The following is a 25,350-nucleotide window of genomic DNA, read 5'->3' as shown; positions in this document are numbered from 1 at the left end:
CTTAAACCACATAACGGGAAGTAATGTGAAATATTTACTCATTTTCTTACTGGTGTTGGCGATATTTGTTATCTCGGTAACATTGGGTGCGCAGAACGATCAACAGGTGACGTTTAATTATCTGTTGGCTCAGGGCGAGTATCGTATCTCAACCTTGCTGGCCGTTTTGTTCGCTGCAGGTTTCGCCATTGGTTGGTTGATCTGCGGTCTTTTCTGGCTGCGGGTTCGTGTTTCTCTGGTGCGTGCTGAACGTAAAATTAAACGACTGGAAAACCAGCTCTCGCCTGCGACCGACGTTGTGGTGACGCCTGGTACGTCGGTCGCGAAGGAATAACCGTTTATGCTGGAGTTGTTGTTTCTGCTTTTACCTGTTGCTGCCGCCTATGGCTGGTATATGGGTCGCAGAAGTGCGCAACAAACAAAACAGGATGAAGCTAACCGCCTTTCCCGCGATTATGTCGCGGGCGTTAACTTCCTCCTGAGCAACCAACAAGATAAAGCGGTGGATCTGTTCCTCGATATGTTGAAAGAGGATACCGGCACCGTTGAGGCTCATCTCACCCTCGGAAACCTGTTTCGTTCTCGCGGCGAAGTTGACCGCGCCATCCGTATTCACCAAACCCTCATGGAAAGCGCTTCGCTGACCTATGAACAGCGACTGCTGGCGGTTCAGCAGTTAGGCCGTGATTACATGGCCGCTGGTTTGTATGACCGGGCGGAGGATATGTTCAATCAGCTTACCGATGAAACTGATTTTCGCGTAGGCGCGTTGCAGCAACTGTTGCAGATCTATCAGGCGACCAGCGACTGGCAAAAGGCCATTGAGGTTGCCGAAAGACTGGTCAAACTGGGCAAAGACAAGCAGCGTATCGAAATCGCCCATTTTTACTGTGAACTGGCGCTGCAGCAGATGGGGAGCGACGACATGGATCGCGCCATGACGCTGCTGAAAAAAGGGGCCGCGGCGGATAAAAATAGCGCCAGGGTCTCTATCATGATGGGCCGTGTCTGGATGGCGAAGGGCGATTATGCGAAGGCTGTTGAATGTCTCCAGCGGGTGATTTCCCAGGATAAAGAACTGGTTAGCGAAACGCTGGAAATGCTCCAGACCTGCTACCAACAGTTAGGCAAAAATGATGAATGGGCAGAATTCCTGCGCCGCGCGGTAGAAGAAAATACCGGCGCTGCCGCAGAACTGATGCTGGCCGATATTCTTGAGGCTCGCGAAGGGACGGAGACTGCACAGGTCTATATCACCCGCCAGCTCCAGCGCCATCCGACGATGCGTGTTTTCCATAAGCTGATGGATTATCACCTTAACGAAGCCGAAGAGGGCCGTGCGAAAGAGAGTCTGATGGTGCTGCGTGATATGGTGGGCGAACAGGTGCGCAGCAAACCACGCTACCGCTGCTCTAAATGCGGTTTCACCGCCTACACGCTGTACTGGCATTGTCCTTCCTGCCGCGCCTGGTCAACGATTAAGCCAATTCGCGGACTTGATGGACTGTAATTTTTAAAAAGATCGTTATTTAGTTACAACATACTAATGGTTTTATCCACAATTTCACTCTGGCATTTGTGCCACATCGCCTGGCAGAGGTGTAATCGCGTCTGTTATTTTTTGCGCCTGACAGGTAGAATGCACGCCGTTTACCCATTTGCCCCTTAGCAAGAAGGCCTGGTTATGACGTTAACTGCTTCATCTTCTCCCCGCGCTGCTACCGATTCTCCTGTCGTTGTTGCTCTCGATTATAATAACCGCGATGACGCTCTGGCGTTTGTTGACCGAATCGACCCGCGCGATTGCCGTCTGAAAGTTGGCAAAGAGATGTTCACGCTGTTCGGACCTCAGCTGGTTCGCGATCTCCAGCAACGTGGCTTTGATATTTTTTTGGATCTGAAATTCCATGATATCCCGAATACCGCAGCCCACGCGGTAGCTGCCGCCGCGGATCTTGGCGTCTGGATGGTCAATGTCCATGCGTCGGGCGGGGCGAGAATGATGACCGCAGCTCGTGAAGCTCTGCTGCCGTTTGGTAAGGATGCGCCGCTATTAATCGCGGTCACTGTGTTGACCAGCATGGAAGCCAGCGACTTAGCCGATATTGGTGTGACACTGTCACCTGCTGAGCATGCCGAGAGACTGGCGGCATTAACGCAAAAATGTGGTCTGGATGGCGTGGTCTGCTCAGCCCAGGAAGCGGTACGCTTTAAGCAGGCGTTTGGTCGTCATTTTAAACTGGTCACCCCGGGTATTCGCCCGCAGGGCAGTGCTGCCGGCGATCAGCGGCGGATTATGACCCCTGAGCAGGCGCTGAAGGCGGGAGTGGATTATATGGTCATCGGGCGTCCGGTGACGCAGTCTGACGATCCGGCGCAGACGCTGAAGGCAATAAACGCGTCACTGAAGCGGGAGGCGTAATGAGCAATTCGAACAGCCGTCTGGTTTATTCGACTGAAAGCGGGCGGATTGATGAACCCAAAGCCGCACCTGAACGTCCGAAAGGCGATGGAATTGTCCGTATCCAGCGCCAGACCAGCGGTCGTAAAGGGAAGGGCGTCTGCCTGATTACCGGCGTTGATCTGGATGACGGCGAACTCAACAAACTGGCTGCGGAGCTGAAGAAAAAATGTGGCTGCGGCGGAGCAGTAAAAGACGGCGTAATTGAAATTCAGGGTGACAAGCGCGATTTAATTAAGTCGTTGCTGGAAGCCAAAGGCCTGAAAGTGAAAATGGCGGGCGGTTGATGAAAAAGCCACGATATAAATATCGTGGCTTTAATTTCTACTGCTAAATAAATTGTGTAGTGCAGACCAGAAAAAAATAATCGTATTATTATATCGAGCCGGACAACCGTAGATTATTTACGATTATTTACCTACCTGGTGGCCGATAATACCACCGACAGCGGCACCACCCAGCGTACCCAGCGTGCTGCCATCTGTTAAGACTGCACCACCTAATGCACCTGCACCCGCACCAATGGCGGTGTTACGGTCACGTTTAGACCAGTTAGAGCAGGCGCTCAGAGACATTGCCAGGGCAATCGCCAGCACAGCGGCGGTCATTTTTTTGCTCGTTACAAACATAATACTTTCTCCTGAATTAACGATTCACGGAAGTAAGCTCTCTTTAACTATAGTTAAAATATCTGTCATTAAAGAGAGCATCCGTGAAACCTTATTGCGCAGGGTAATATCACGCAGGTGATAGTCACTTCCTGTTATATCGCTACTATTAATTTTACGACTTTCGCCTGTGAACAACAGGTAAATAGTCTTAATTCAGGAGTCAGAATAGTCTCAGAGCGCAAATGATCTGCACAGCGCAAATCATTTGCGAATATTTTACTCAGCGTCGACGATATTAACGGTCAGGCCACGATGTTCCATCAGCTTACGGTCGCTGGCGCTGATTCTGGCATCGGTGATCACGCGGCTAAACCGCTCAATAGGGCCCAGCGTGTACGGATGGACCGCGCCAAATTTAGAACTGTCGGTCAGAACAATGGCTTCCGAACCTTTCTCCAGCACAGCATTGACCACATCAGCCCGCATCATGTCGCGACCCGTGAAGCCCGTTTCGGTTTGCCAGCCATCAATGCCAATAAACGCCTTACTGAAATGAACCTGCTGGATGAACTGACGGGTAAGTGGTCCCACCATGCTTTCGCTTTTTTTCTGATAAATACCGCCGAGCAGGATCACTTCACAGGGAGTCGCTTTCAACAGGTGCGCAATGTAACTACTGACCGTGATGATGGTGACGTCTTTCTGTTCCGCCAGCGTTCTTGCCAACAGGGCATTGCTGCTGCCATTTTCAATGAACACCGACTCGCCAGGGTTAACCAGCGATGCCGCGAATTCCGCGAGCTGACGCTTCAGGGTGTAGTTGGTCATCATCCGGGTTTCCACGTCTTCGCTATCCAGCGAAACGGCGAAACCGTGCGCACGGCGTAGAAAGCTCTGCTTCTCCAGGGTGTTCAGATCCTGTCGGATGGTGACTTCGGAAACGCCAGTGATTTTGGCCAGTTCAGAGACGCTCATCTGACCTTTATCAATGACCATTTGCAAAATTTTTTGTTGTCGGGAGTTCATAGCTCTAATTTTTATAGCGGTAATCATACCGCGAAGATTAAACACATGCGGCGGTGCCACATCCAGGCGGCACACGGCCGCAAACCGTGCGCGAAAAAATCAGATCTCCCACGGGGCCCGGGGTTTCTTCGTCAATGATACGGCCTCATCCTGTACCTGACTCAACAATTCCGCCTTCAGAATTTCGAGATTATGGATGGCGGAGTGGACATCACCGGCCACCAGGATATCAAGCACGGTATCAATACGCTCGGCAACCCGCTTAGCATCGATATCAGACATGGGGGGATCCTTTGTCAAATAATGAGAGAAGTTAATGATGCAAAAAATGACGGCAAAAGAGAAGGGAAAATTCGGCCTCGCCAGAACCTTTAGGGAATATCATATGTTCTGCGAATACATACAGATATGTAGAAGGCAAAAAGCGAAACTTTCCGTTTCGCTCAGGCGATCATTTTGCCCGTTTAACGCTTTTTCTTATTGAGATAACGTTTGTACCAGCGCTCAAACACGGTGGCAGGCATTGGTTTGGCAAATAAAAAGCCCTGTCGCTCATTAACGCCGTTTTTCGTCAAAAAAGCATCCTCTTTGGCGCTCTCCACGCCTTCGGCAATCACCTGTAGATTCAACGCCTGCGCCACGGCGACAATCGCACGGACCATCGACTGCGATACCGATTTCTTGTGAATGTCGCGAACAAAAATCTGATCCAGCTTAATGGCATCAATCGGAAAACGCGTCAGCTGCGAAAGCGAGGAATAGCCGGTGCCAAAGTCATCCAGATGCACCTGGGCACCGAGCTGGCTAAACTGCTGAATGACGGACAGCGCAAGCGCTTCGTTTTCAATCAGACAGCTCTCCGTCAGTTCGACATCGATAGGACAATATTCAAAATTGAGCTCGTGCAACACTCGCTTCAGATCGGTGAATATCGTCTGGTCGGCCAGTTGGCGGGCAGAAATGTTAACCGCCACGCGCAGGTTGATGCCTTTATCACGCCATTTCGCGACCTGGCGCACAACGTCGAGGATCACCCAGCGGCCGAGTGGCACAATCAGCCCGGACTCCTCGGCGTAAGAGATGAACTCCAGCGGCGGGATTAGCCCGCGTTCAGGGGACTGCCAGCGCACCAGCGCCTCAAGGCTGCGGACTTCGCCTCGCCAGGTCACTTTCGGCTGATAGTGAATCAGCAACTGATCGTTTTCCAGCGCTTTACGCAGGTTAGTGTCCAGCCACAGGTATTCGAATACCCGCTCGTTCATCTCCGGCGAGAAGACGCAGAACTGGCCGCGTCCGCCTTCTTTTACGGTGTACATCGCGGTATCGGCATTGCGGATCAGGTCGCCGCTGCTCTCACCGTGCTGAGGCGCCAACGCGATACCGACAGAACAGCCCGTATAGACTTCTATCAGGCCGATACGGAAGGGCTGGCGCAATCGGGTGAGGATCCGCGAGGCGACCGCCTCAAGCGAGCTCTGCGACGTCTGGCTGGCGAGTACAATAAACTCATCACCGCCGAGGCGGGCCAGCACTTGATTTTCATCCAGACAACTCAGAAGCGCTAATGACACCGCCTGTAAAAGCTGATCACCAAACATGTGACCATAGGCATCATTCACCTTTTTGAAATTATCCAGGTCGAGATAGACAATGCCCACCTGGCTGTCTCCAACCGCCTGATCGATGGCGTCATTGATCAGCTCATGAATAGCATTGCGGTTTGGCAAACCGGTAATCGTGTCGGTATTCGCCAGCACGCGTAATCGTTCCTGCGCGCGCCGTTCTTCCGTAATGTCAGTGCCGGAGCAGATCAGATAGATTTCATTCTTCCCGCTGCCGCTGTGGACAAACTTATTGCGAAACAGAAACAGGCGCTGGCCCTTGCGGGTCTGTACCCAGAGTTCAACTTCATACGAATTGCCGTTGCGAAAGAAACCGCTGATGTTGCGACGAGAGGCGGCTGCCTCCCGACGACTCATAAAGAGTTTGAAGACGCTCTGCCCAATCACTTCTTGCTCTTTCAGCCCGGTGTACTCTTCACACAGGCGGTTGAAGCGCTGAATGTTGCCCCGGCTGTCGAGGATCACAATGGCAGAGTTGGCTTCAGACACCACCTGTTCAGCAAACGACAGCCCTTTGACCAGATCGCGCGCCACGGAAGGGGTATCGTGCCAGGCCGATGCGCTGCCCGCCCATTCATGCTTGCTGATTTTACGGCCCACCAGATGCACCGGGATATCGTTGTTGTCAAAGGGGAGCGTCATCATCAGGCTGGATGTGATAACGGTCATTTCGCGGATCCGTTCGGCTTGCTCGGGCGCAAGTTCAACGCTTTCCGTACGGTCGGTCGCTTCGGTGACGGACAAATGCAGGGTGTTGGAATCTTCTGACAAACGCCAGTAAGGCGTGTGAGTGCCCATATAGCTATACAACGTTGCGGACTCCAGAATGTCTTTCATAATGAACACCCTCCCGTTTAAAGCGCGAACAACCCTCAATGGAAGGGGCAGCTACCGTTCAGTTAAATTCATGATGGCTGAACATCTTGTTTTGTTTATGTATTTATTTGTAATTCAGATCCGGGAAAAAGCATAGGCGCGGTTGAAAATATATCCGGCTGACAGTCAGAGTGTAGTGAGAGAATAGGGATTTGGGGAAAAGAAACGGCCTTTCCTGAAAAGAAAAAGGCCGTTACAGAGCCGGTTATCAGGCGGCTGGACGGGCGATGATGCTACGGGTTTCCATCCGCACTTCGGCGATGGTGACATCAATCACATCGGTCACTTTATAGACGGTTTCGCCTTTGATCTGGATAGTGCCGTTTTCCTGGCTGCACACCAGTTCGTCACGCACCGCGTGCAGGAATGGCGCGGGGATAAAAGCAACCGCGCCGTTATCCACCAGGCGTACACGCATCCCGCCACGGCTGACATCGATGATCTCCGCCGAGAAGCGGGTATCCGTACCGGCCTTATCGCTGAGGAAACGGGCATACAACCAGTCACCAACATCGCGTTCCGCCATACGGTTCAGGCGACGGCGTTCTGCCATCTGTACGGTTACCTCTTCCTGCGGACGGCTAATACTTTCACCTTTGATGACTGCTTTAAGCAGGCGATGGTTGATCATATCGCCATACTTACGAATCGGTGAAGTCCAGGTGGCGTAAGCCTCCAGACCCAGCCCGAAGTGCGGCCCCGGCTCGGTGCTGATTTCCGCAAAGGACTGGAAGCGACGAATACGGCTGTCGAGGAAACCCGACGGTTGCGCATCCAGTTCACGACGCAGTTTGCAGAAGCCTTCGAGGGTCAATACCTCTTCGGCGTCCACATGCATGCCGTGGGATTGCAGCAGCGCCGCCAGCGCATCAGCATTGGCCGGATCAAAGCCCAGGTGAACGTTGTAAATGCCAAAGCCGAGTTTGTCGCGCAGCACGCGTGCGGCGCAGATGTTGGCGGCAATCATTGACTCTTCGACAATCCGGTTCGCGATACGGCGCGGTTCCGCGACGATATCGAGCACTTCGCCTTTGTCGCCGAGAATGAAGCGGTAGTCAGGGCGATCTTTAAACACCAGCGCATGGTGATGGCGCCACTCGCCGCGGTTCAGGCAGATACGTTGCAGCAGGCGAATCTGCTGTGCGATTTCTTCGCGCTCAGGCTGCCAGCTACCGCTATTTTCCAGCCAGTCAGAGACGTTGTCGTAAGCCAGTTTTGCTTTCGACTCAATCGTGGCGGCGAAGAACGTGATGTCATCTTCAATGGCGCCATCCGCGGCAATGGTCATGCGACAGGCGAGCACCGGGCGCACTTCATTGGCGCGCAGCGAGCAGAGATCGTCAGACAGTTCGCGCGGCAGCATTGGAATGTTGAAGCCCGGCAAATAGTTGGTGAACGCACGGATTTTCGCGGCGTTATCCAGCTTGCTGCCTTCGGCTATCCAGGCGGTAGGATCGGCAATCGCTACGGTCAGCTGTAGCTTGCCGTCGGTCAGTTCTTCGGCATACAGCGCATCGTCCATATCTTCAGTGCTGGCACTGTCGATGGTGACAAAATTCAGCGCGGTAAGATCCTGGCGTTCCAGACCTTCATCCAGCATTTCCGTCGCCACGCCGTCTGGCGCTTCTTTTTCAAGATTGTGACGTGCCAGGGTGACCCACCACGGTACGAAGTGGTCGTCAGCGAAAGTGATGAACTGGGTTAATTCGGCGTAGAAGGTGCGGTCGCCTTTGAGTGGATGACGGCGCATTTCAGCAACGGCCCAGTCACCCTCTTTAAATTCATGTTCCACACCGCGCGCGGCGCGGCAGGGGATAGCGTCTTTTAACAGCGGATGATCCGGCACGATGGACAGGCGATCGTTCTTACCCTGCACTTTACCGACAAAACGGGTCAGGAACGGCTCAACCAGTTCTTCCGGCTCCGCAGATTCACGATCTTTTTCAGTGTGGATGACGGCGATGATTCGGTCGCCATGCATCACTTTTTTCATCTGCGGCGGTGGGATGAAATAACTTTTTTGCGCATCGACTTCCAGGAAGCCAAAGCCCTTTTCCGTGGCTTTTACCACCCCTTCGGCACGTGGCGTCTGGGAATGCAGTTGCTGTTTAAGCTGCGCTAGCAGCGGGTTGTCCTGAAACATATTTGTCTATTTTCGTGGCCATAAGAGCGGCTGACAGTTTTACGCGAAAGTACCTGATGCGGCAAGTGCTCTTTATGGCAATGAGGGGGTTAACGCGTCTCGCCCAGCGCGATTTTCAGACGATTTATCCATCCGCACAAACCCGACCAGGCCAACAGATTGATTGCCTGTTCGACGGACGTACAGTACTCGCTGAGCGGGGTGAACTGTGCGGCACTGAAACGATCGGGCGCGCGCGTCAGCCATTGTATCGCCTGGAACAACGGGCGCTCAAGCGGCTGTTGCCGTTCCCGCCGCTCAATCTCATGTTCGTTCTGCCGTAGTGATTCGGCGACTTCTGATGCTGTCGCATGTTGGTTAAAGCAGCTTGCACTGCCGTTAATTCGTGACGTCAGCAGCGTGGTGAAACCGTGCGCGGGGGACTCAACAGACAATGTGCTCTTCAGTAAGGAGCCAAGCAGGGCGAGCAGCGTCGGTTGATGAACCAGATTGGGGGCGATGTGTTGAAGGTAGGCGACGGGCTGATAGCGCGACAGACACTCAAGCTGTTCCGCCGTTGCGTAGCGCAGTTCGACCTGCTCGTGCGCCGAATGCCAGGTCGCGTCGGGCTGCAGAAATGGGGCGACATCGGCGAATGACTGCGTGTCCAGGCCCGGCACCCAACGCACCGGTTGTCCAAGCCAGGCCTGAAACGTGGCGATGACGCGCGCCTGAAAACCGATATAGCCGATGATTTGGTTTATCAGCGCGATATCCCAGGCGGAGAGACCCACGTCGCGTAGATGCTGGCGTGCGCGGTTATCAATCACCGAGGGCGAACTGGCAAGCTGGCGCGCGTACTGGGTAATCTGCGCCAGTCGGTGATTACTTTCACGTGACGAATCTGGGCCGGGAAGCGGCGTCAGACGGGCCGCATAATGGTTGCAGAGTCGCTGCACACCGTACACCTGGGCGACCGTTAACGCGGTACTCATGCGTTCATAAGCGCTAAAGGTATGCAGGCGGTTCAGTAAAACGGTGTCAGGGAACAGTTCGTGAGCTAACTGGCGTGCCGGTTGCAGCCAGGACTGAAAGGGAATAAGCGCGTCTTCGGGGATCACCAAATCCAGCAGAAAGCGATCGTCAACGTGTGCGGCTTCGGGCACCAGCGGTAACACGTCCTGCGGGCCGGTGCTGGACTGGGTTTCATGATACCAGTGGCTTTTGCCGTTGAATCGGCGTTGTTCCATGGGCGTTCCTTGGTCTGTATGTGGCGACCCGGACACGTCGTCGTCGAATCACGCCGGATCGTTTTCGCTGCTTTATCCTGGCGTAAGCGGGGGAAGGGATGAAAGATTGTTGCGTGATAACAAAGATCAAAAAGCTATATTGCGGGGAAGGTTTTAGAACATGGGCGGCAGGGCGCCGCCCACAGGGGAAGTCGGAACGATTATTTCAGTTCCAGTTCGTTCATTGCAGCGATGCTAAAGCCGCCGTCGACATGAACCACTTCACCGGAGATACCGCCAGACAGATCGGAGCACAGGAACGCCGCAGAGTTGCCCACATCTTCGATGGTCACAGTGCGACGAATCGGGGTGACTGCTTCGCAGTGTGCCAGCATCTTACGGAAATCTTTAATGCCGGAAGCCGCCAGCGTACGGATTGGACCCGCAGAGATAGCGTTAACACGTACCCCTTCCGGACCCATCGCGTTCGCCATATAACGGACGTTTGCTTCCAGAGACGCTTTTGCCAGACCCATCACGTTGTAGTTCGGGATCGCGCGCTCAGCGCCCAGGTAAGAAAGCGTCAGCAGGGCAGAGCCCGGGTTCAGCATAGAACGGCAGGCTTTCGCCATCGCCACAAAGCTGTAGGAGCTGATGTCGTGAGCGATTTTAAAACCTTCGCGGGTGACCGCGTTCACATAGTCACCGTCCAGTTGGTCGCCAGGAGCAAAGCCGATAGAGTGAACGAAACCGTCAAATTTCGGCCAGGCTTTGGCCAACTCTGCGAACATGGTGTCGATGCTTTCATCTTCTGCCACATCGCACTGCAGAACGATGTTTGAACCCAGCTGAGCAGCAAATTCTTCCACGCGGCCTTTCAGTTTGTCGTTCTGGTAGGTGAATGCCAGTTCCGCGCCTTCGCGGTGCATCGCCTGCGCGATACCGTAGGCGATAGAAAGTTTGCTGGCAAGACCGGTCACCAGAATACGCTTACCGGAAAGAAAACCCATAGCTTAAATCCTTATGTCATTGCTTATTTTAGCTTTATATTCATTCGGTTATGACGAATGTAGCCAGAATAAAAGAGATAGCAGGCTGAAATTATAGCCCACTATACGCCTGAATTGTCACGTGATTTTTACATAGTGCTGAAAGTGGTTCGCGTCACGGAGCAGAAAACCAGCACTTTTCTATTATATCAGCAGTCGCTGTCTGTACTGATCCAACCTCATTTAATCAATACTTTTGCGGCAAGTGATGGATAGCCATCAGTCGTCCATTTTCAATGCTGATATAACCACCCAACTTGAGGTCGGCAAGGATTTTCATGATGCTGCTGCGAGAAAGATGGGTCCTGTCACGAATGAAGCGCTCAACGGAAAGCGTTTTACGTAAGGATTCCGGTTCGTGCATTAATTCAATTAATTGGCAGCAAATCACTTCATAGGCGGTGGGGGCACTCAATTGCCGACTGTAAAAAAACAGTTTACTGCTCACGACAACCATATGTTTAGCCAGTACTTCCCACAAACCCAGTTCCTGAATGTGCTGATGCGCCTCTTCTAAAGTCAGGGTCGCAATTTTGCAGGGTTCCGCGGTAACAATATAGCAGCCGCTGATGCCAAGACCCAGAATACGGGGTGCCGGGACGCGCACCATGAGCAGATGATCAGCAGTGCGGTGTACCTCAACGGAACCATTGATAATTAATCGACAAAGCGGTTCATCGGTCTCGACAAAATCAAGGCGGATCCCTTTTCGATATGACTGCGTCGTGGCGAAGGGCTGTAACGCCTCGACCAACGTTTTTGACCATGGGGAGGGCGTATTGAGTGTCAGTGGAGTTAATACTTTTTCATCCATAAAGTAGTTATACCGAATAACGTGTCTCTTTGATAACTATAGACAAAGAGTGAAAAACGTGACAACAAAGCTTTAACTCAAAATTTTACCGGTAAGTGGTTGATTGAAAGCAATTTTCCATTGCTTATTTCAATGTAACTCCCCTGGCGTAGGGCTGAAAGGACAGCCATAATCCTGCTGCGTGACAGGAAACAGCGGCTTTGAATGTAACGCACCACCGGTTCCGATTTTCTGGATGCTTCTGACTCCAGTGAAAGTTCAAACAGGAGATAACGTATGACGCCGTAAGCCCCCGGTTGAGACAAGCGCGTGCAATGCGCAAAAATGCGGGATGAAATATGCACCATGACATGGGAAAGTGACTCCCATAGCCCATGCTGCTGAATAATATCCATGGCCAGATCCAGCGGGATCCGGCTCAGGACCGCATCTGTTGATGTGCATAATGTTAATGTGTCACTCAACATGCTAAAACCAAAGATAAAAGGAGCGGTTTCAGCGTTTAACGATAATCCATCTTTTGTACGGTTGATTACCACATGTCCTTTATGCAGCAAGTAACAGTAATTTATTCCATCAATTGCATACGGCAGTAACGTACCCTTGTGTGTCAGCAGAGGGGTCGCCTGAGCTGTCAGTGCAGTAAGCAATTGCCGGAAGGATTGTTCAGGCTTATTTTCATGCAAGAAAATACCAATAGTCGGTGAATCTGACATAGTGAAGCTGAATCCTGATAATGAAAATAATAACTCCTGGATTATGACTTATTGATGCCTGCAATTGGAGCCTGAATAAGTGTCTAAAATTACACCACAAAAAATATTGCAATCAGCAAGCGAATAGCGTGAGGGGGTGTGTAATTTTGGATTTTGGTTGCATTGATTTTGAGTGCCGCCATAAATACAATATCCCTTGTCATCGAAGAGTCTGGTTTTTGTGATGGATATTTTTACTCATGCTTTCCATTCATACCGTATAAATCACATGTGGGCTGAATGGGTATCTGATATGTAATGGATAGAAGGAACGATTTGCAACGACGTATACGCTGTTATTGCATTTTATTTTTTCCTTTTATATGAAAATAAAATTATTCCAGGAGCAGCAAATACAGCGACTATAGACTCGCGGTCAAGACATCATTTTATTTTTAGGAACGAAAATGAAACTATCTGTATTTTTTAAAGTAGGTCTTATTGCATCTGCATTGGTGGGGATGATTAATGCCTCATATGCCGCTGGAGTATCGAGTGGCACCATTACCTTTGAGGGTAAAATTACATCTTCAACCTGTGAAGCAACAGTAAATGGTGTTGCTGCCGACGGAACCGTAACAATGCCGCCAATTGCAATATCAGCGTTCACTGATGCGACGGCCGGACGTACACCTTTTACCATCGAACTGGCGAATTGTGCGCTGACGGATCCAGACACCAAAGTGGGGACGTTTTTTGAACCTGATGGTATTCAGGTGGATTCCGCAACCGGGCATCTGAATAATATTGCTACGACTGGCGCCGCGACCGGCGTAAGTCTGCAATTATCAAATGGTACTGACGACACCGCTATTCTTGTCGGTGATGCAGGGCAGACAGGTTCCGCGCAATATGTCGTGCCTGACGCTACAAGTAAAAAGGGAACCCTTTCTTACTTTGTTGAGTACTACAAAGTATCAGGCGCCACCCTGGGCGCTGGTGCGGTACAAGGCAAAGTCGTTTACGACCTGATTTATAAATAATCGACCAAAGAGTGTTATGACAATATGTTTATTCCTGTGATTCTGTCCAGACGTAAAGTAAAGTTTTTATTCGTAGCGCTATCAGGGATGACAGCATTAAGTTATAGCACTCTTTCTTGTGCTGGTATTGTGCTAAGCGGAACCCGCGTTATTTATCCTGCGGAGCAAAATGAAGTCACTGTGAACATGAAAAACGCCGGTAAAGCACCGGTGCTGGCACAAAGCTGGATTGATGATGGCAATCAATCCGCAACGCCGGATAAAATTATTTCACCGTTTGTATTAACGCCTCCCATTAATCGCGTCGATGCCGGAAAGGGGCAGACGTTAAGGATTAGTCTGGTTGATGGCAAGGGGATTGCGACGAATAAGGAATCCATATTTTATTTGAACGTTCTGGAGATCCCAGCCAAGTCAAAAAATGCCGCTGAGAATAACCATCTTAGTATCGCGTTCAGAACCCGAATAAAGCTTTTTTATCGTCCGCAAGGTTTAAGCGGTAGTGCCGGTGATGCGCCAGATGCATTGCAATGGTCAATCAGTAATGGCGGTGTAAAAGCCACAAACCCTACACCTTATTATATTACTCTCGGGACGGTGACCTATACCCAGGGGGGGAGTAAACATGTTGAAGAGGGAAAAATGATCGCGCCAGGAAGCAGTGCTGATTTTCATTTTAAAAATGCAAATCCGGTCAGTGATATCCACGCAATTACTTTTACCTCAATTAATGACTATGGCGCTGCAGTCAAACATATCCAGGGCAAATAGTCTTAAGTTCTGCCTCTGGTGGTAATATTATGATTATCCTGTTTCCCATTATGTTATTTTTGGCGTTAAACATTCTTATTGTACAATGTTCTGTGGCTGCCACGGGGGATGTGTTGACGCCGTCAGCAGAAGATCAAGTGGAGTTTGATTCTGACTTTGTGAAACAACCAGCGGGACAGTCCGTAGATTTAGCCCGCTTTTCCAACGGGGCTAACGTGCTGCCGGGTATTTATAAAATCGCAGTGGCGTTGAATCAACAAACGCTGACCGTGGCGGAAGTCGAGTTCAGGGCGGCAGATAACAAAAATGTCATCCCCTGTATTCCGCTGAATGTGCTCAATTTGATTAATTTCAAGAAAGAACAAATTAATTTTACTCAGTGGGATTCCCTCACTGACAAAACAGAATGTATCAACCTTAAAGCGATCGTTCCTGAAGCTGAGCTGGATTTTGACAACCAGAATCAGCAGTTAAATATCTCGATACCACAAATTTATATCAATAAACAACCCCGAGGGTCAGTGCCTGCCTCTATGTGGGACAGTGGTATTCCAGCGATGATGCTGAGCTACAACATGAACGCGTATCAATCTAAAAATAATGGCTACGATTCAAAGTCATTTTATACCGCCATTAACAGCGGGTTGAATATCGGCTCCTGGTATTTACGTCATAATGGGTCGTATAACTGGGCCGATGGAACCGGGGGACGCTACAGCGTTCTGAATACTTACATTCAGCACGATTTACCGCGTATTTCTGGTCGTTTGGTGGCTGGGCAGTCCAACACCAGTGGGCAATTGTTCGATACGGTGCCATTTACCGGCGTTCAGGTCGCCAGCGACGAGCGTATGCTGCCGGAATCACAGCGTGGTTATGCGCCCGAAATCCGTGGTATCGCGAAAACCAATGCGAAAGTAACGGTGAAACAGAGCGGGCAGACCATTTATGAGACCACCGTTTCGCCGGGCTCTTTCGTCATCAACGATCTCTATCCAACCGGTTACGGCGGCAACCTGGATGTCACTATTGAAGAGGCCGATGGCTCTCAGCAGAATTTTTCGATTCCTTATGCCTCGGTGTCTCAGCTCCTGCGTCCTGGCAGTCAGCGTTACAGCCTGAGTTTAGGTAAACTGCGTAGTGACAGTGTTTCCAGCGATCCGAACCTGGTCGAAGCGACATACCAGCGGGGGTTCTCTAACCTGATTACCGGCTATACCGGTTTACAGGCCAATAAAGATTATCAGGCGGTAAAAGTGGGGACGGCGCTGGGGCTGCAAATCGGCGCGATCGCTTTTGACGTCACGCAATCGCAGACGCATTTGCCATCGCCAGATAAGCAGGTTATTTCCGGCCAAAGCTATCAGGTGAGCTACAGCAAGCTGATTAATGAAACCAACAGCAACATTACGCTTGCGGCATACCGCTTTTCGAGCAGCGGTTATATGGACTATATGACCGCAATGGAAAGCATTCAGGCGGTTAAAGATGGCGAAGACAGAAATACCATCCAGCGTGAAAAAAACCGTTTCACAGTCACGATAAGCCAGGGACTGGCTGATGACTGGGGCCAACTCTATCTCAGTGGTTCTTTACAGGATTACTGGGGACAAGATAATTATGAGCGCCAGTATCAGTTTGGTTACTCGAATCACTATAAACAACTGAGCTACAGCATCAACGTTAGCCGTAGCCAGGATGCCTGGGGCGAATCGCAGACCAGTTATTATTTGAATCTGTCATTCCCGCTGTGGGAAAACCACGACAGCAACTATGCACCACAAATGAGTCTGAGCTACAACCAGGACTCAAATGGTCGTTCGGGTGAACAGGCGATGATTTCAGGAAGTGCGGGAACGGATAATCAATTATCCTGGAACGCCAGCGGCACGCATGACAGTGAGGCCGGAACTTCCGCGAGCGTGGGCGGTTCGTATCGGAGCCGTGTGGCACAGATGTCAGGCAGTTACAGCCAAGGGCCGGACTACCGCAGCACGTCTCTGAGCATGTCCGGGGCGATGGTTGCCCACGCTGGCGGCCTGACGCTGTCACCTTATAACAGCGATACCTTCACGCTGGTGGAAGCGAAAGGTGCAGAAGGGGCAACAGTGCCGTCATATCCCGGGATTAAGGTTGACAGGTTTGGTTATGCGCTGCTGCCGGCTTCAAGTCCCTATCAGTTGAGTGATGTATCAATCGATCCGAAAGGCACGTCCCGTAACGTTGAGTTAGATAATACATCGCAAAAAGTAGTGCCTCGTTTTGGTGCCGTCGTGAAAGTGAAGTTCAATGCTGAGAAGGGGACACCGATTTTAATTACCTCGTCTTATTCAGGCAAAGCGCTACCGTTTGGCGCTGAAGTGTATGACGAAAAAGATCATAGCGTTGGTACCGTTGCGCAGGGGAGCGCGATCTACGCTCGTGTTGCCGAGTCGAAAGGGACGTTGAAAGTGAAATGGGGTGAGGGTAGCGCATCACAATGTTTTGTTAGCTACATGCTTGCGCCAGGTATTGAAGACGACACGAAGCAAACGGCGATTCAGCGGTTCAGTAATGTGTGCCGTTAGTCGAAAATTATTGATCCTGATTATACCCATTAGGGCTATTGATGTTTCAGCGCTGGTAGTTTATTAGCCTGACCTACAAATGGCTCATATATTTTTATATCAATCGATTGAAGTGGATTTAAACGTATAAATATCAATTTGCACATATAGATTGGTATTTAAATAATAGGTTGTCATCATGTGGAAATGTGAACGATATATATCTGCGGTATTTCTTTTTATAAGCTTAATTTTCACCGTTATCCCGATGAAAGCGCATGCCTTTTCGTGTACAAATAATGGCACGCAAACGGTGAGTGTTGATTTAACCCTCACTGACTCAGATGCAATGACACTCCTGACGGATATGAGTACGTATACCACTTGTACTGGCAATGTCGGGGGGAGTGAGAATGACGCCTTGAGAGTAAAATCACTCACTACGTCAAGTGCGCTGGCGATTCAGGGGTATACGGGATATTTTCAGACTCCCGGTTCAACATTCCCGGATTCTACAACCTTTCCGGTTTGTGTCTGGCCGCAGGAAAGCGATGTTAATTGCGATCCTTTATCATCATCTGCCAGAGATTATTCAGAACCACTGGCACTGAAAATTTATGTGAAGCGTACTGGCATAACAACGTCGGACGATCTGATCCTGAAAGCGGGAACGGAAGTGGCACGAATTTCACTTGACCAACGCTCGCAGGGCGTCTGGGGATGGACCAGAACGTGGATTTTTGTACTGAAGAACGACGTGCCTATTCCGGCACATACCTGTGACGTGGATGCATCTACACCTTCTGAGGTAACGTTGCCATCTATTTCATCCGGCACCTTGCAACAGAGTGGCACCAGCGAGGCAACGGATTTTAGCATTAAGCTTAAATGCCAGGGAAACGTCAGTGTGAGCATATTATTGGATGGACAAGAAGATAAGAACGCAACAACCGACGGCGTACTTGCCAATATTGCAGATTCAGAACCAGCTTCCAGGGTTGGTATTCAGATATTATATAATAATATCCCGGTGAAGCTCAGAGAAACATTTAGTGCTGGAGTAGCATCAGATGGGATCTACGATATTCCGATGCAGGCCCGTTATTACAAAACATCTGTCTCACCGGTAAGAGCTGGAAATGTAAAATCTGTAATGACGTATAATTTAACCTATAAATAAAAGCAAGATGTACCGTACGGAACACGATATAAATTTCACATTATGGAGTTGAGAAAAGGCAGAATAATTTCTGCCTTTTCTCTTTACCGGTCCTTGCGCCACGCATCCGCCGTTAATGCCTCACCAAAATGCCCGGCAATCAGGCGTTTGGTCAGTTCATGCAGCGGAGAGGCCAGCACATCCGCGGTACTGCCGCGTTCGACGACTTCCCCCTGGTGCATCACCAGCACCTGATCGCTGATGTGCTTCATCATGCCAAGATGCTGGGTGACGTAAATATACGAGATGCCTTGTTTCTCCTGCAATTCCAGCATCAGGTTGATTAACTGCGAGCGCATCGACATATCGAGCGACGCCAGCGCCTCATCGGCAATAATGACTTTTGGACGCAGGATCATCGCACGCGCAAGTCCAAGACGCTGTTTTTGTCCCGGCGCCAGCATATGGGGATAGTAGCTGACGTGATCGGGCAGCAGTCCTACCATCCGCATGGTCTCGATGATCTGTTTGCGTCGCTGTTCCGGCTCAAGGTCGGTATTCAGGCGCAGGGGAAAATCGAGGATTTGCGAAATACGCTGGCGCGGGTTCAGCGAGGTTGACGGATCCTGGAAAATCATGCGGATACGCTGACTGCGAAACGAATAGTCACCAAATTCGAGCGGATGATCGTCAATCAGTAACTCGCCGCCGGTCGGTTCAACCATGCCTGCCAGCATTTTTGCCAGCGTCGATTTACCGGAGCCGTTCTCACCAATGATGGCCAGCGTCTGACGCTCGCGCAGCGTAAAGCTCAGCGGTTTCACGGCTTCCACGGTCTGGCGACGAAACCAGCCCGTACGATAGCGGAAGGTTTTACTCAGATTGCGGACTTCGAGTAAGGTCTCGACCATCTCACTCTCTCTCCATGTTTAGCGGGAAATGACAGGCGTAGAGATGGTTTTTCACCCCGGTCAGACGCGGCGTTTCAATACATTCACGCTGTGCATAGGGACAGCGCGGCCCCAGACGGCAGCCGATCGGCAATTGTTCCAGCAACGGTATGGCTCCGGGCATCGTGTTAAGTCGACTCTTGTGTGGCATGGCGCTACCAAAGTCGGGAATGGCGCGAATCAGCGCCTGCGTGTACGGATGATGCGGCGTTGTCACCAGCTCTTTGCTCAGTGCCGTTTCCACCGTCTGACCACAGTACAGCACGTTAATTTTATCTGCCCACTGGCTAAGCATTTGCAGGTCATGGCTGATCAGCAGAATAGTGGTATTGCTGTTCTGATTCAGTCGCGTCAGCAAACGGAAGATCTGCGCCTGGGTGGTCGGTTCCATCGCGTTGGTCGGTTCGTCCGCAATCAGCAGTCGCGGCTGATTCGCCAGCGCGATGGCGATCATCACCTTCTGGCATTCACCGTCGGTCAGTTCATAAGGGAAGCTGCGCATCGCGTCTTTATGATCTTTAATCCCCACGCGGTGCAGCAGTTCAATGGCGCGACGTTTGCGCCAGCCAATACGCTGCCACCAGCGGCCTTTATAGGTCCAGGCCGGAATGTTTTGCATCAACTGGCGACCCACACGCTCGGAGGGATCCAGACACGACTGTGGCTCCTGGAAGATCATTGAGACGTTATGTCCCACCAGTTTGCGTCGTTCGCGCGGCGAAAGGCGCAGCAGGTCGATATCGTCAAAACGCATCCGGTCGGCGGTGACGCGCCAGTTGTCTTTGGCTACGCCGCAGATGGCTTTGGCAATCAGGCTTTTACCCGAACCTGATTCACCCACCAGCCCGCGAATCTCACCTTCGCTTAAAGTCATGCTGACGCGATCGACGGCTTTGACCCACTCTTCGCCGGCTTTAAATTCAATCGTCAGGTTGCGGATATCCAGTAACGGCATTATTCCACCCCCGCAATGATGGCGCGGCGAATGCCGTCACCCAGCAGGTTGACCAGCAGAACGCTTATCATGATTGCCGCACCGGGCAACATCACCGTCCACGGCGCAACGTAAATCAACTCCAGCGCATCGCCCAACATGGCCCCCCATTCCGGAGAGGGGAGTTGTGCGCCAAGATCGAGAAAACCCAGCGCGGCTATGTCGAGGATCGCCATTGACAATGCGCGGGTGATTTCAGTGATAAGACCCGCGGTAATGTTGGGCAGAATGGCAAACCAGAGGATGTTGAGCGTCGAGGCACCATCAAGACGTGCCGCGATAACGTACTCTTTTTCCAGCTCGTCATGCACCATACTGTAGACCGAGCGCACCATGCGCGGCAGCAGCGCCAGCCAGACGGCAAACATGGCATGGGTTAAATGCGGCCCGGCGAAGGCGACGACGATAATCGCCAGCAGCAGAGACGGAATCGACAGCAGCGTATCAAGAATATGGTTAAGCACGGCGGAACGCAGACCGTGCGTCGCCCCCGCGACAACACCCAGCAGCAGTCCGCACAGCGTCGCGGCGAGCGTAACGACAAACGCGCCGCCTACCGTAGGGGCGGCGCCGCTAAGCAGGCGACTCAGGACATCACGTCCCAGATCGTCGGTACCAAGGAAAAAGGAGACTTCGCCATAGCGTGACCAGGACGGCGGTAGCAACTGATAGCCGAGGAACTGCTGATCGATGCCATACGGTGCAAACCAGTTGCCAAACACGCATAGCACCACCAGTCCCGCACATCCGTACAGGCCGACCATTGCCGTGGTATCGCCATAAAATTTGCGCCATGCGGTGCGTAGCGTACCTGGCGGGCGCTTTTCGCTATAAACGCTATCGTAAGGCATACCATTCCTTATGTTTCAGAGGGTTAGCCATAGCACCCAAAATATCAGAAATCACGTTAACGATGATGACCAGCGAACCAATCACCATTACGCCGGCGGAAATCGCGGCGTAATCCTGCTGGCGGATGGCGTTGATCAGCCAGCGGCCCAGTCCGGGCCAGCTAAAGACCATTTCAGTAATCATCGCCAACGTCAGCATGGTTGAAAACTGCAGGCCAAGACGAGGGATCACTGGCGGTAAGGCGTTATGCAACACATGGCGGCGCAGGATCGTAAACCGTGACAGACCGCGCGTGGCCGCGGCTTTAACGTAGTTCTGATCGAACACCTCGATGGTACTAATGCGCATCAGGCGAATCACTTCGGTGGTCGGCGCGACGGCCAGCGTCAGCACCGGCAATACCATATGACGCACGGCGCTCATCACCATTTCATCACGCCAGGGAGAGTCAGAGATCCAGGCGTCGATAATAGCGAGACCCGTGACCGGCTTAACTTCGTACAACAGATCGAAGCGGCCTGACACCGGCAGCCAGCCGAGGTTCAGCGAAAAGAAAAGGGTCAGCAGGAGCGCCAGCCAGAATACGGGGATTGAAAAACCGAGCAGGGCGAGGGCGCTGATCAGGCGATCCTGCCACTTGTTGCGGGTGATCCCCGCCAGCATGCCCACCGGAATCCCTACCATCAGCGCAAAGCCAAACGCCAGTGTGCACAGCTCCATGGTGGCCGGGAACACCTCTTTAAGCTGCTCAGAGATGAGCTGTCCGTTGATGCTGGAGACACCAAAATCCCAGTGAATGAGGCCATTGAACCAGAACACCCACGCATTCCACAGCGATGCCCCCTGAAGCGGCGCATGCGGTGTAAAATAGCTGAGGCTGAAGCCAATAAAGGTCAGAAAAAACAGGGTGACCAACAGCAACAGAAAACGACGCAGGGTGAAGATAATCATGGCTTTTTCACCTCATCGTTTTTTTCGCGCGACACGCCGGCGAAAGAGGCGTTACCAAAAGGACTCAACACCAGACCTTTAATGTCATATCGATAGGCCTGCAAACGCAGCGACGAGGCAAGCGGCAGGATCGGCAACTCTTTGGCGAGAATGTTCTGCGCTTCATCATACGCATCAATACGCGCGGAAAGCTGCTGAGAAGAGAGCGCCTTGCGCAGCACGTTGTCGAATTCCGGATCGCACCAGTGGGCGAAGTTGGTTTGCGAATTGATGGCCGCGCAGCTCAGTAACGGGCGGAAGAAACTGTCCGGATCGTTACTGTCGGTTGCCCATCCGGACAACGTCAGATCATGGTTCATGTCCATCAACCGCGCCTCCTGGAAACGACCTTCAACCGGTACAATCACCACTTTCACCCCAACCTGTGCCATATCCGCCTGGATCAGCTCAGCCGTTTTCAGCGGGCTGGGGTTCCACGCCTGCGAACTGGTCGGCACCCACAGCCGCAGCGTCAGATTCTCCAGCCCCAGCGCCTTAAGCTGCTCGCGGGATTTGGCCGGATTGTATTCTGTTATTTTAGCCTCGTTGTCATACGCCCACGAGGCGCGAGGTAAAATAGAGGCTGCCGTTTCTGCCGTGCCGTAATAGATGGACTGCATCAGACGCTGGTTATTGATTGCCAGCGCCAGCGCGTGGCGAACCGCCGGGTTATTCAGCGGGGGTTTGTCAGTGTTAAACGCCAGGTAAGCGATGTTCATCCCCGGACGCAGCGTCAGACGCAGGCGCGGGTCGTCACGCAGGATAGTCAACTGGCTGGCGGCAGGCCAGGCCAGCACATCACATTCACCGGTGAGCAGTTTTGATAAGCGTCCGGTTCCGCCAGAGCCCAGATCCACCACCACCTGCGGCATCAACGGTTTACCCCGCCAGAATTGTTCATGCCGTTGCAGGCGAATGTACTGTCCGGCGCGATACTCTGAAAGCTGGAACGGACCGGTACCGACCGGTTGCCGGTCAAGCTGTTCCTGGCGATCCTGCTTTGCCAGTTGCCCGGCATATTCAGCCGACATCACGGACGCATAGTGGGTTGCCAGGTGCCATAAGAAAGAGGCGTCCGGTTTCGTCAGCCGAAATTCCACTGTGTTGTTGTCAAGCTTACGCACGCTCTGCACGTTATCGGCGAACTGCAGGCTGTCGAAATAGGGGAAATTACCGCCGTTGACGTTATGCCACGGATGGTTGCGATCAAAGATGCGCTGAAAGGTAAAGACCACGTCGTCGGCATTCAGTTTGCGGGAGGGGGTAAACCAGGCCGTTTTTTGAAACGCCACGTCGCGACGCAGGTGGAAGCGGTAGGTTGCGCCGTTATCCAGCACCTCCCAGCTTTCTGTCAGTTCCGGGACCAGACGATAGGTGTAGGGATCGACATCCAGCAGCCGGTCATAGAGCTGGGCGGCGAGGGTGTCAACGATCAGCCCGCTGCTCACTTTCTGCGGATTAAAGGTGTTGACCTGCCCACTCACGCAATAGACAAAGCCACTGTCGCGGATATCTTCACGCGGGGTGATTTCAGGCGCAGCAGTAGCCTGACCACTCAGAAGTCCAGCCATCACTACCAGAGACGATAAAACCAGGCGCATAATTTTTAAGGTTTTTAGGTACGATTTGCAAAGTGTATCGCACTATCGCCCGCCAGGTACAAATGTCTGCGGGCAACTGGCGCAAATATGCGCAATCAGGGGGTGGCAAGCGCTAAATCTGATGTTTTTTGAGCAGTGCGCGCAACTGGTGATAGGTCAGTCCCAGCAATTGTGCCGCCCGCTTCTGGTTGAATTTTGCCTGTTGCAGACTCGTTTGCAGTAACGTTTTCTCCTGCTGTTGCTGAAACTCGCGTAAATCGAGGGGAAGCGAGGGGCCCGTTGTCGCGGCTTCTGCGACGGGGGACGTTGGCACGTGACGCTGAAACGGATCGATCACAATCTCATCAAGCGGCGACTCGCTGGTGCCATGTCGGTATACCGAACGCTCAACCACATTTTTTAATTCACGGATATTTCCCGGCCAGCCGTAGTTCAGCAGCGCTTCTCTGGCATGTGGCGTAAATCCGGGAAACAGCGGCAGGCGAATTTCACGACACATCTGTATGGCAAAGTGTTCCGCCATGAGCATGATATCGGCCTGACGTTCGCGCAGCGGCGGCAGTTGCACCACGTCGAACGCCAGACGGTCAAGGAGATCCGCGCGGAAGGTGCCTTGATTGACCATCGCCGGAAGATCCGCATTGGTGGCGCAAACCAGACGCACGTTCACCTGCAACGGTTGGCTACCGCCGACGCGCTCCAGTTCGCCATATTCAATCACTCTGAGCAGTTTTTCCTGCACCAGCATTGGCGCGGTAGCAAGTTCATCCAGAAACAGCGTGCCGCCGTCGGCCCGTTCAAAGCGCCCCGGATGACGTTTTTGCGCACCGGTAAACGCGCCGGCTTCATGACCGAACAGTTCGCTGTCGAGCAGGTTTTCATTCAGCGCCGCGCAGTTGAGCGAAATAAACGGTCCCTGCCAGCGAGAGGAGAGATAATGCAGGCGGTTGGCAATCAGTTCCTTACCGGTTCCGCGCTCGCCGATGATCAGTACCGGCTTATCCAGCGGCGCAAGGCGGGAAACCTGCTCCAGCACTTCCAGAAAACTGTTGGCTTCCCCTAACAGATTATCTTTGTATTCAGCCATGATGAATTTCGCCACATGTTAGTGTATTTAACCACTTTACCTTGTTTTTCTGTCGAGGTAAAACGGTACATATCAAGCAAAATCAAAGAATTAAAAAGTTGGCACGCAGATTGTATTAGAGAGTCAGCAGGGCATCGCCCGACATCAGAAAAATGTGAGGATAGAATTATGGGTATTTTTTCTCGTTTCGCCGACATCGTGAATGCCAACATCAACGCACTGCTTGAGAAAGCGGAAGATCCGCAGAAGCTGGTTCGTCTGATGATTCAGGAAATGGAAGATACGCTGGTTGAAGTGCGTTCCAACTCGGCACGTGCGCTGGCGGAAAAGAAACAGTTATCACGTCGAATCGAACAGGCAACGGCTCAGCAAACCGAGTGGCAGGAGAAAGCGGAACTGGCGCTGCGTAAAGAGAAAGACGATCTGGCCCGTGCCGCACTGATCGAAAAACAGAAGCTGACCGATCTGATTGGCTCTCTGGAGCATGAAGTGACGCTGGTGGACGATACGCTGACGCGCATGAAGAAAGAGATTGGCGAGCTGGAAAACAAACTCAGCGAAACCCGCGCTCGTCAGCAGGCGCTGACGCTGCGTCATCAGGCGGCGAACTCATCCCGTGACGTGCGTCGTCAACTGGACAGCGGTAAGCTGGATGAAGCGATGGCGCGCTTTGAATCTTTCGAGCGTCGCATTGACCACATGGAAGCCGAAGCGGAAAGCCACAACTTTGGCAAACAGAAAACGTTGGATCAGCAGTTTGCCGACCTGAAAGCGGATGATGAAATCAGCGAGCAACTGGCACAGCTGAAAGCCAAAATGCAGCAAGACAAGCAATAATAATACCTGGCGGCG

24 protein-coding genes are annotated in these 25,350 nt (G+C 52.0%); 9 read left to right on the top strand and 15 right to left on the bottom strand.

The features are described 5' to 3' along the window. Window positions 1-25: 25 nt before the first annotated feature. From lapA to yciH, 4 genes are all read left to right on the top strand, one after another. The gene (gene lapA / locus OGY35_RS21295) at window positions 26-334 is read left to right on the top strand and encodes a lipopolysaccharide assembly protein LapA (RefSeq protein WP_152404382.1); all 309 of its coding nucleotides are present in this window, start codon (window positions 26-28) and stop codon (window positions 332-334) included. A gap of 6 nt (window positions 335-340) precedes the next feature. After that, entirely contained in the window at window positions 341-1,510 is a 1,170-nt protein-coding gene (gene lapB, locus OGY35_RS21290) for a lipopolysaccharide assembly protein LapB (protein ID WP_286633399.1), read from the top strand. A 174-nt stretch (window positions 1,511-1,684) separates the two neighbouring features. Beyond that, window positions 1,685-2,422 carry an orotidine-5'-phosphate decarboxylase gene (pyrF, locus tag OGY35_RS21285; protein ID WP_286633398.1) on the top strand — a complete coding sequence of 246 codons (738 nt, stop codon included), beginning with the start codon at window positions 1,685-1,687 and terminating at the stop codon, window positions 2,420-2,422. Continuing rightward, window positions 2,422-2,748 carry a stress response translation initiation inhibitor YciH gene (gene yciH, locus OGY35_RS21280; RefSeq protein WP_286633397.1) on the top strand — a complete coding sequence of 109 codons (327 nt, stop codon included), beginning with the start codon at window positions 2,422-2,424 and terminating at the stop codon, window positions 2,746-2,748. Before pyrF ends, yciH begins: the two co-directional genes overlap by 1 nt. 123 nt (window positions 2,749-2,871) lie before the next feature. Here yciH and osmB read toward each other — a convergent pair whose 3' ends face one another. The 9 genes from osmB to OGY35_RS21235 form a co-directional block, all read right to left on the bottom strand. Then, entirely contained in the window at window positions 2,872-3,090 is a 219-nt protein-coding gene (gene osmB, locus OGY35_RS21275) for an osmotically-inducible lipoprotein OsmB (RefSeq protein ID WP_042318738.1), read from the bottom strand. A 258-nt stretch (window positions 3,091-3,348) separates the two neighbouring features. Then, on the bottom strand, window positions 3,349-4,098 hold the full coding sequence (gene yciT, locus OGY35_RS21270) for a DNA-binding transcriptional regulator YciT (protein WP_286633396.1): 750 nt from the start codon (window positions 4,096-4,098) through the stop codon (window positions 3,349-3,351). A 99-nt stretch (window positions 4,099-4,197) separates the two neighbouring features. Further along, window positions 4,198-4,380 carry a YciZ family protein gene (locus OGY35_RS21265; RefSeq protein WP_286633395.1) on the bottom strand — a complete coding sequence of 61 codons (183 nt, stop codon included), beginning with the start codon at window positions 4,378-4,380 and terminating at the stop codon, window positions 4,198-4,200. A gap of 182 nt (window positions 4,381-4,562) precedes the next feature. Then, on the bottom strand, window positions 4,563-6,557 hold the full coding sequence (gene pdeR, locus OGY35_RS21260) for a cyclic di-GMP phosphodiesterase (RefSeq protein ID WP_152404394.1): 1,995 nt from the start codon (window positions 6,555-6,557) through the stop codon (window positions 4,563-4,565). Between the two features lie 247 nt (window positions 6,558-6,804). Then, a complete protein-coding gene (locus OGY35_RS21255) occupies window positions 6,805-8,739 on the bottom strand; it encodes an exoribonuclease II (RefSeq protein WP_286633394.1) in 1,935 nt (644 codons plus the stop codon). Window positions 8,740-8,828: 89 nt separating this feature from the next. Beyond that, window positions 8,829-9,968: a CMD domain-containing protein gene (locus OGY35_RS21250; protein ID WP_286633393.1), complete on the bottom strand. Its 1,140-nt coding sequence runs from the start codon at window positions 9,966-9,968 to the stop codon at window positions 8,829-8,831. 200 nt (window positions 9,969-10,168) lie between these two features. After that, complete coding sequence (gene fabI, locus OGY35_RS21245) at window positions 10,169-10,957, bottom strand: enoyl-ACP reductase FabI (protein ID WP_046481005.1); 789 nt, start codon at window positions 10,955-10,957, stop codon at window positions 10,169-10,171. Between the two features lie 226 nt (window positions 10,958-11,183). Continuing rightward, window positions 11,184-11,810: a winged helix-turn-helix transcriptional regulator gene (locus OGY35_RS21240; RefSeq protein WP_286633390.1), complete on the bottom strand. Its 627-nt coding sequence runs from the start codon at window positions 11,808-11,810 to the stop codon at window positions 11,184-11,186. A gap of 77 nt (window positions 11,811-11,887) precedes the next feature. Then, on the bottom strand, window positions 11,888-12,526 hold the full coding sequence (locus OGY35_RS21235) for a helix-turn-helix domain-containing protein (RefSeq protein ID WP_286633389.1): 639 nt from the start codon (window positions 12,524-12,526) through the stop codon (window positions 11,888-11,890). A gap of 446 nt (window positions 12,527-12,972) precedes the next feature. Between OGY35_RS21235 and OGY35_RS21230 the strand changes: the two genes are divergently transcribed. The 4 genes from OGY35_RS21230 (at window position 12,973) to OGY35_RS21215 (ending at window position 18,045) form a co-directional block, all read left to right on the top strand. Beyond that, window positions 12,973-13,548 (top strand): fimbrial protein, encoded by a 576-nt coding sequence (locus OGY35_RS21230; protein WP_286633388.1) that lies wholly within the window; start codon window positions 12,973-12,975, stop codon window positions 13,546-13,548. A gap of 24 nt (window positions 13,549-13,572) precedes the next feature. Next, window positions 13,573-14,319: a fimbrial biogenesis chaperone gene (locus tag OGY35_RS21225; RefSeq protein ID WP_286633387.1), complete on the top strand. Its 747-nt coding sequence runs from the start codon at window positions 13,573-13,575 to the stop codon at window positions 14,317-14,319. Window positions 14,320-14,456: 137 nt separating this feature from the next. Beyond that, window positions 14,457-16,886: a fimbria/pilus outer membrane usher protein gene (locus tag OGY35_RS21220; protein ID WP_286633386.1), complete on the top strand. Its 2,430-nt coding sequence runs from the start codon at window positions 14,457-14,459 to the stop codon at window positions 16,884-16,886. A gap of 178 nt (window positions 16,887-17,064) precedes the next feature. Further along, a complete protein-coding gene (locus OGY35_RS21215; RefSeq protein WP_286633385.1) occupies window positions 17,065-18,045 on the top strand; it encodes a fimbrial protein in 981 nt (326 codons plus the stop codon). 83 nt (window positions 18,046-18,128) lie between these two features. On the opposite strand, the gene sapF is transcribed toward OGY35_RS21215, so the two are convergent. From sapF to pspF, 6 genes are all read right to left on the bottom strand, one after another. Continuing rightward, the gene (sapF, locus tag OGY35_RS21210) at window positions 18,129-18,935 is read right to left on the bottom strand and encodes a peptide ABC transporter ATP-binding protein SapF (RefSeq protein ID WP_152404416.1); all 807 of its coding nucleotides are present in this window, start codon (window positions 18,933-18,935) and stop codon (window positions 18,129-18,131) included. A gap of 1 nt (window position 18,936) precedes the next feature. Continuing rightward, complete coding sequence (gene sapD / locus OGY35_RS21205; protein WP_046480997.1) at window positions 18,937-19,929, bottom strand: peptide ABC transporter ATP-binding protein SapD; 993 nt, start codon at window positions 19,927-19,929, stop codon at window positions 18,937-18,939. Continuing rightward, the gene (gene sapC, locus OGY35_RS21200; protein WP_152404418.1) at window positions 19,929-20,819 is read right to left on the bottom strand and encodes a peptide ABC transporter permease SapC; all 891 of its coding nucleotides are present in this window, start codon (window positions 20,817-20,819) and stop codon (window positions 19,929-19,931) included. Before sapC ends, sapD begins: the two co-directional genes overlap by 1 nt. Next, entirely contained in the window at window positions 20,806-21,771 is a 966-nt protein-coding gene (gene sapB, locus OGY35_RS21195) for a peptide ABC transporter permease SapB (RefSeq protein ID WP_152404421.1), read from the bottom strand. Before sapB ends, sapC begins: the two co-directional genes overlap by 14 nt. After that, window positions 21,768-23,411, bottom strand: coding sequence for an ABC transporter substrate-binding protein SapA (sapA, locus tag OGY35_RS21190; RefSeq protein ID WP_286633384.1), 1,644 nt, complete (start codon window positions 23,409-23,411; stop codon window positions 21,768-21,770). Before sapA ends, sapB begins: the two co-directional genes overlap by 4 nt. A gap of 112 nt (window positions 23,412-23,523) precedes the next feature. Next, entirely contained in the window at window positions 23,524-24,498 is a 975-nt protein-coding gene (pspF, locus tag OGY35_RS21185) for a phage shock protein operon transcriptional activator (RefSeq protein ID WP_286633383.1), read from the bottom strand. A gap of 168 nt (window positions 24,499-24,666) precedes the next feature. Here pspF and pspA point away from each other — a divergent pair, with 168 nt between their 5' ends. Further along, a complete protein-coding gene (pspA, locus tag OGY35_RS21180; RefSeq protein ID WP_152404428.1) occupies window positions 24,667-25,335 on the top strand; it encodes a phage shock protein PspA in 669 nt (222 codons plus the stop codon). Window positions 25,336-25,350 lie beyond the last annotated feature (15 nt).

It is taken from the genome of Citrobacter sp. Ct235 (assembly GCF_030332305.1).
GTDB lineage: Bacteria > Pseudomonadota > Gammaproteobacteria > Enterobacterales > Enterobacteriaceae > Citrobacter_A > Citrobacter_A telavivensis.
The sequence above is the reverse complement of the archived record's forward strand: the minus strand, read 5'-3'. Positions and strand labels throughout refer to the sequence as shown.

Coding starts and splice junctions, on each gene's coding strand:
- lapB (WP_286633399.1), top strand. CDS start 341: ATGCTGGAGTTGTTGTTTCTGCTTTTACCTGTTGCTGCCGCCTATGGC.
- pyrF (WP_286633398.1), top strand. CDS start 1,685: ATGACGTTAACTGCTTCATCTTCTCCCCGCGCTGCTACCGATTCTCCT.
- yciH (WP_286633397.1), top strand. CDS start 2,422: ATGAGCAATTCGAACAGCCGTCTGGTTTATTCGACTGAAAGCGGGCGG.
- osmB (WP_042318738.1), bottom strand. CDS start 3,090: ATGTTTGTAACGAGCAAAAAAATGACCGCCGCTGTGCTGGCGATTGCC.
- yciT (WP_286633396.1), bottom strand. CDS start 4,098: ATGAACTCCCGACAACAAAAAATTTTGCAAATGGTCATTGATAAAGGT.
- OGY35_RS21265 (WP_286633395.1), bottom strand. CDS start 4,380: ATGTCTGATATCGATGCTAAGCGGGTTGCCGAGCGTATTGATACCGTG.
- pdeR (WP_152404394.1), bottom strand. CDS start 6,557: ATGAAAGACATTCTGGAGTCCGCAACGTTGTATAGCTATATGGGCACT.
- OGY35_RS21255 (WP_286633394.1), bottom strand. CDS start 8,739: ATGTTTCAGGACAACCCGCTGCTAGCGCAGCTTAAACAGCAACTGCAT.
- OGY35_RS21250 (WP_286633393.1), bottom strand. CDS start 9,968: ATGGAACAACGCCGATTCAACGGCAAAAGCCACTGGTATCATGAAACC.
- fabI (WP_046481005.1), bottom strand. CDS start 10,957: ATGGGTTTTCTTTCCGGTAAGCGTATTCTGGTGACCGGTCTTGCCAGC.
- OGY35_RS21240 (WP_286633390.1), bottom strand. CDS start 11,810: ATGGATGAAAAAGTATTAACTCCACTGACACTCAATACGCCCTCCCCA.
- OGY35_RS21235 (WP_286633389.1), bottom strand. CDS start 12,526: ATGTCAGATTCACCGACTATTGGTATTTTCTTGCATGAAAATAAGCCT.
- OGY35_RS21230 (WP_286633388.1), top strand. CDS start 12,973: ATGAAACTATCTGTATTTTTTAAAGTAGGTCTTATTGCATCTGCATTG.
- OGY35_RS21225 (WP_286633387.1), top strand. CDS start 13,573: ATGTTTATTCCTGTGATTCTGTCCAGACGTAAAGTAAAGTTTTTATTC.
- OGY35_RS21215 (WP_286633385.1), top strand. CDS start 17,065: ATGTGGAAATGTGAACGATATATATCTGCGGTATTTCTTTTTATAAGC.
- sapF (WP_152404416.1), bottom strand. CDS start 18,935: ATGGTCGAGACCTTACTCGAAGTCCGCAATCTGAGTAAAACCTTCCGC.
- sapD (WP_046480997.1), bottom strand. CDS start 19,929: ATGCCGTTACTGGATATCCGCAACCTGACGATTGAATTTAAAGCCGGC.
- sapC (WP_152404418.1), bottom strand. CDS start 20,819: ATGCCTTACGATAGCGTTTATAGCGAAAAGCGCCCGCCAGGTACGCTA.
- sapB (WP_152404421.1), bottom strand. CDS start 21,771: ATGATTATCTTCACCCTGCGTCGTTTTCTGTTGCTGTTGGTCACCCTG.
- sapA (WP_286633384.1), bottom strand. CDS start 23,411: ATGCGCCTGGTTTTATCGTCTCTGGTAGTGATGGCTGGACTTCTGAGT.
- pspF (WP_286633383.1), bottom strand. CDS start 24,498: ATGGCTGAATACAAAGATAATCTGTTAGGGGAAGCCAACAGTTTTCTG.
- pspA (WP_152404428.1), top strand. CDS start 24,667: ATGGGTATTTTTTCTCGTTTCGCCGACATCGTGAATGCCAACATCAAC.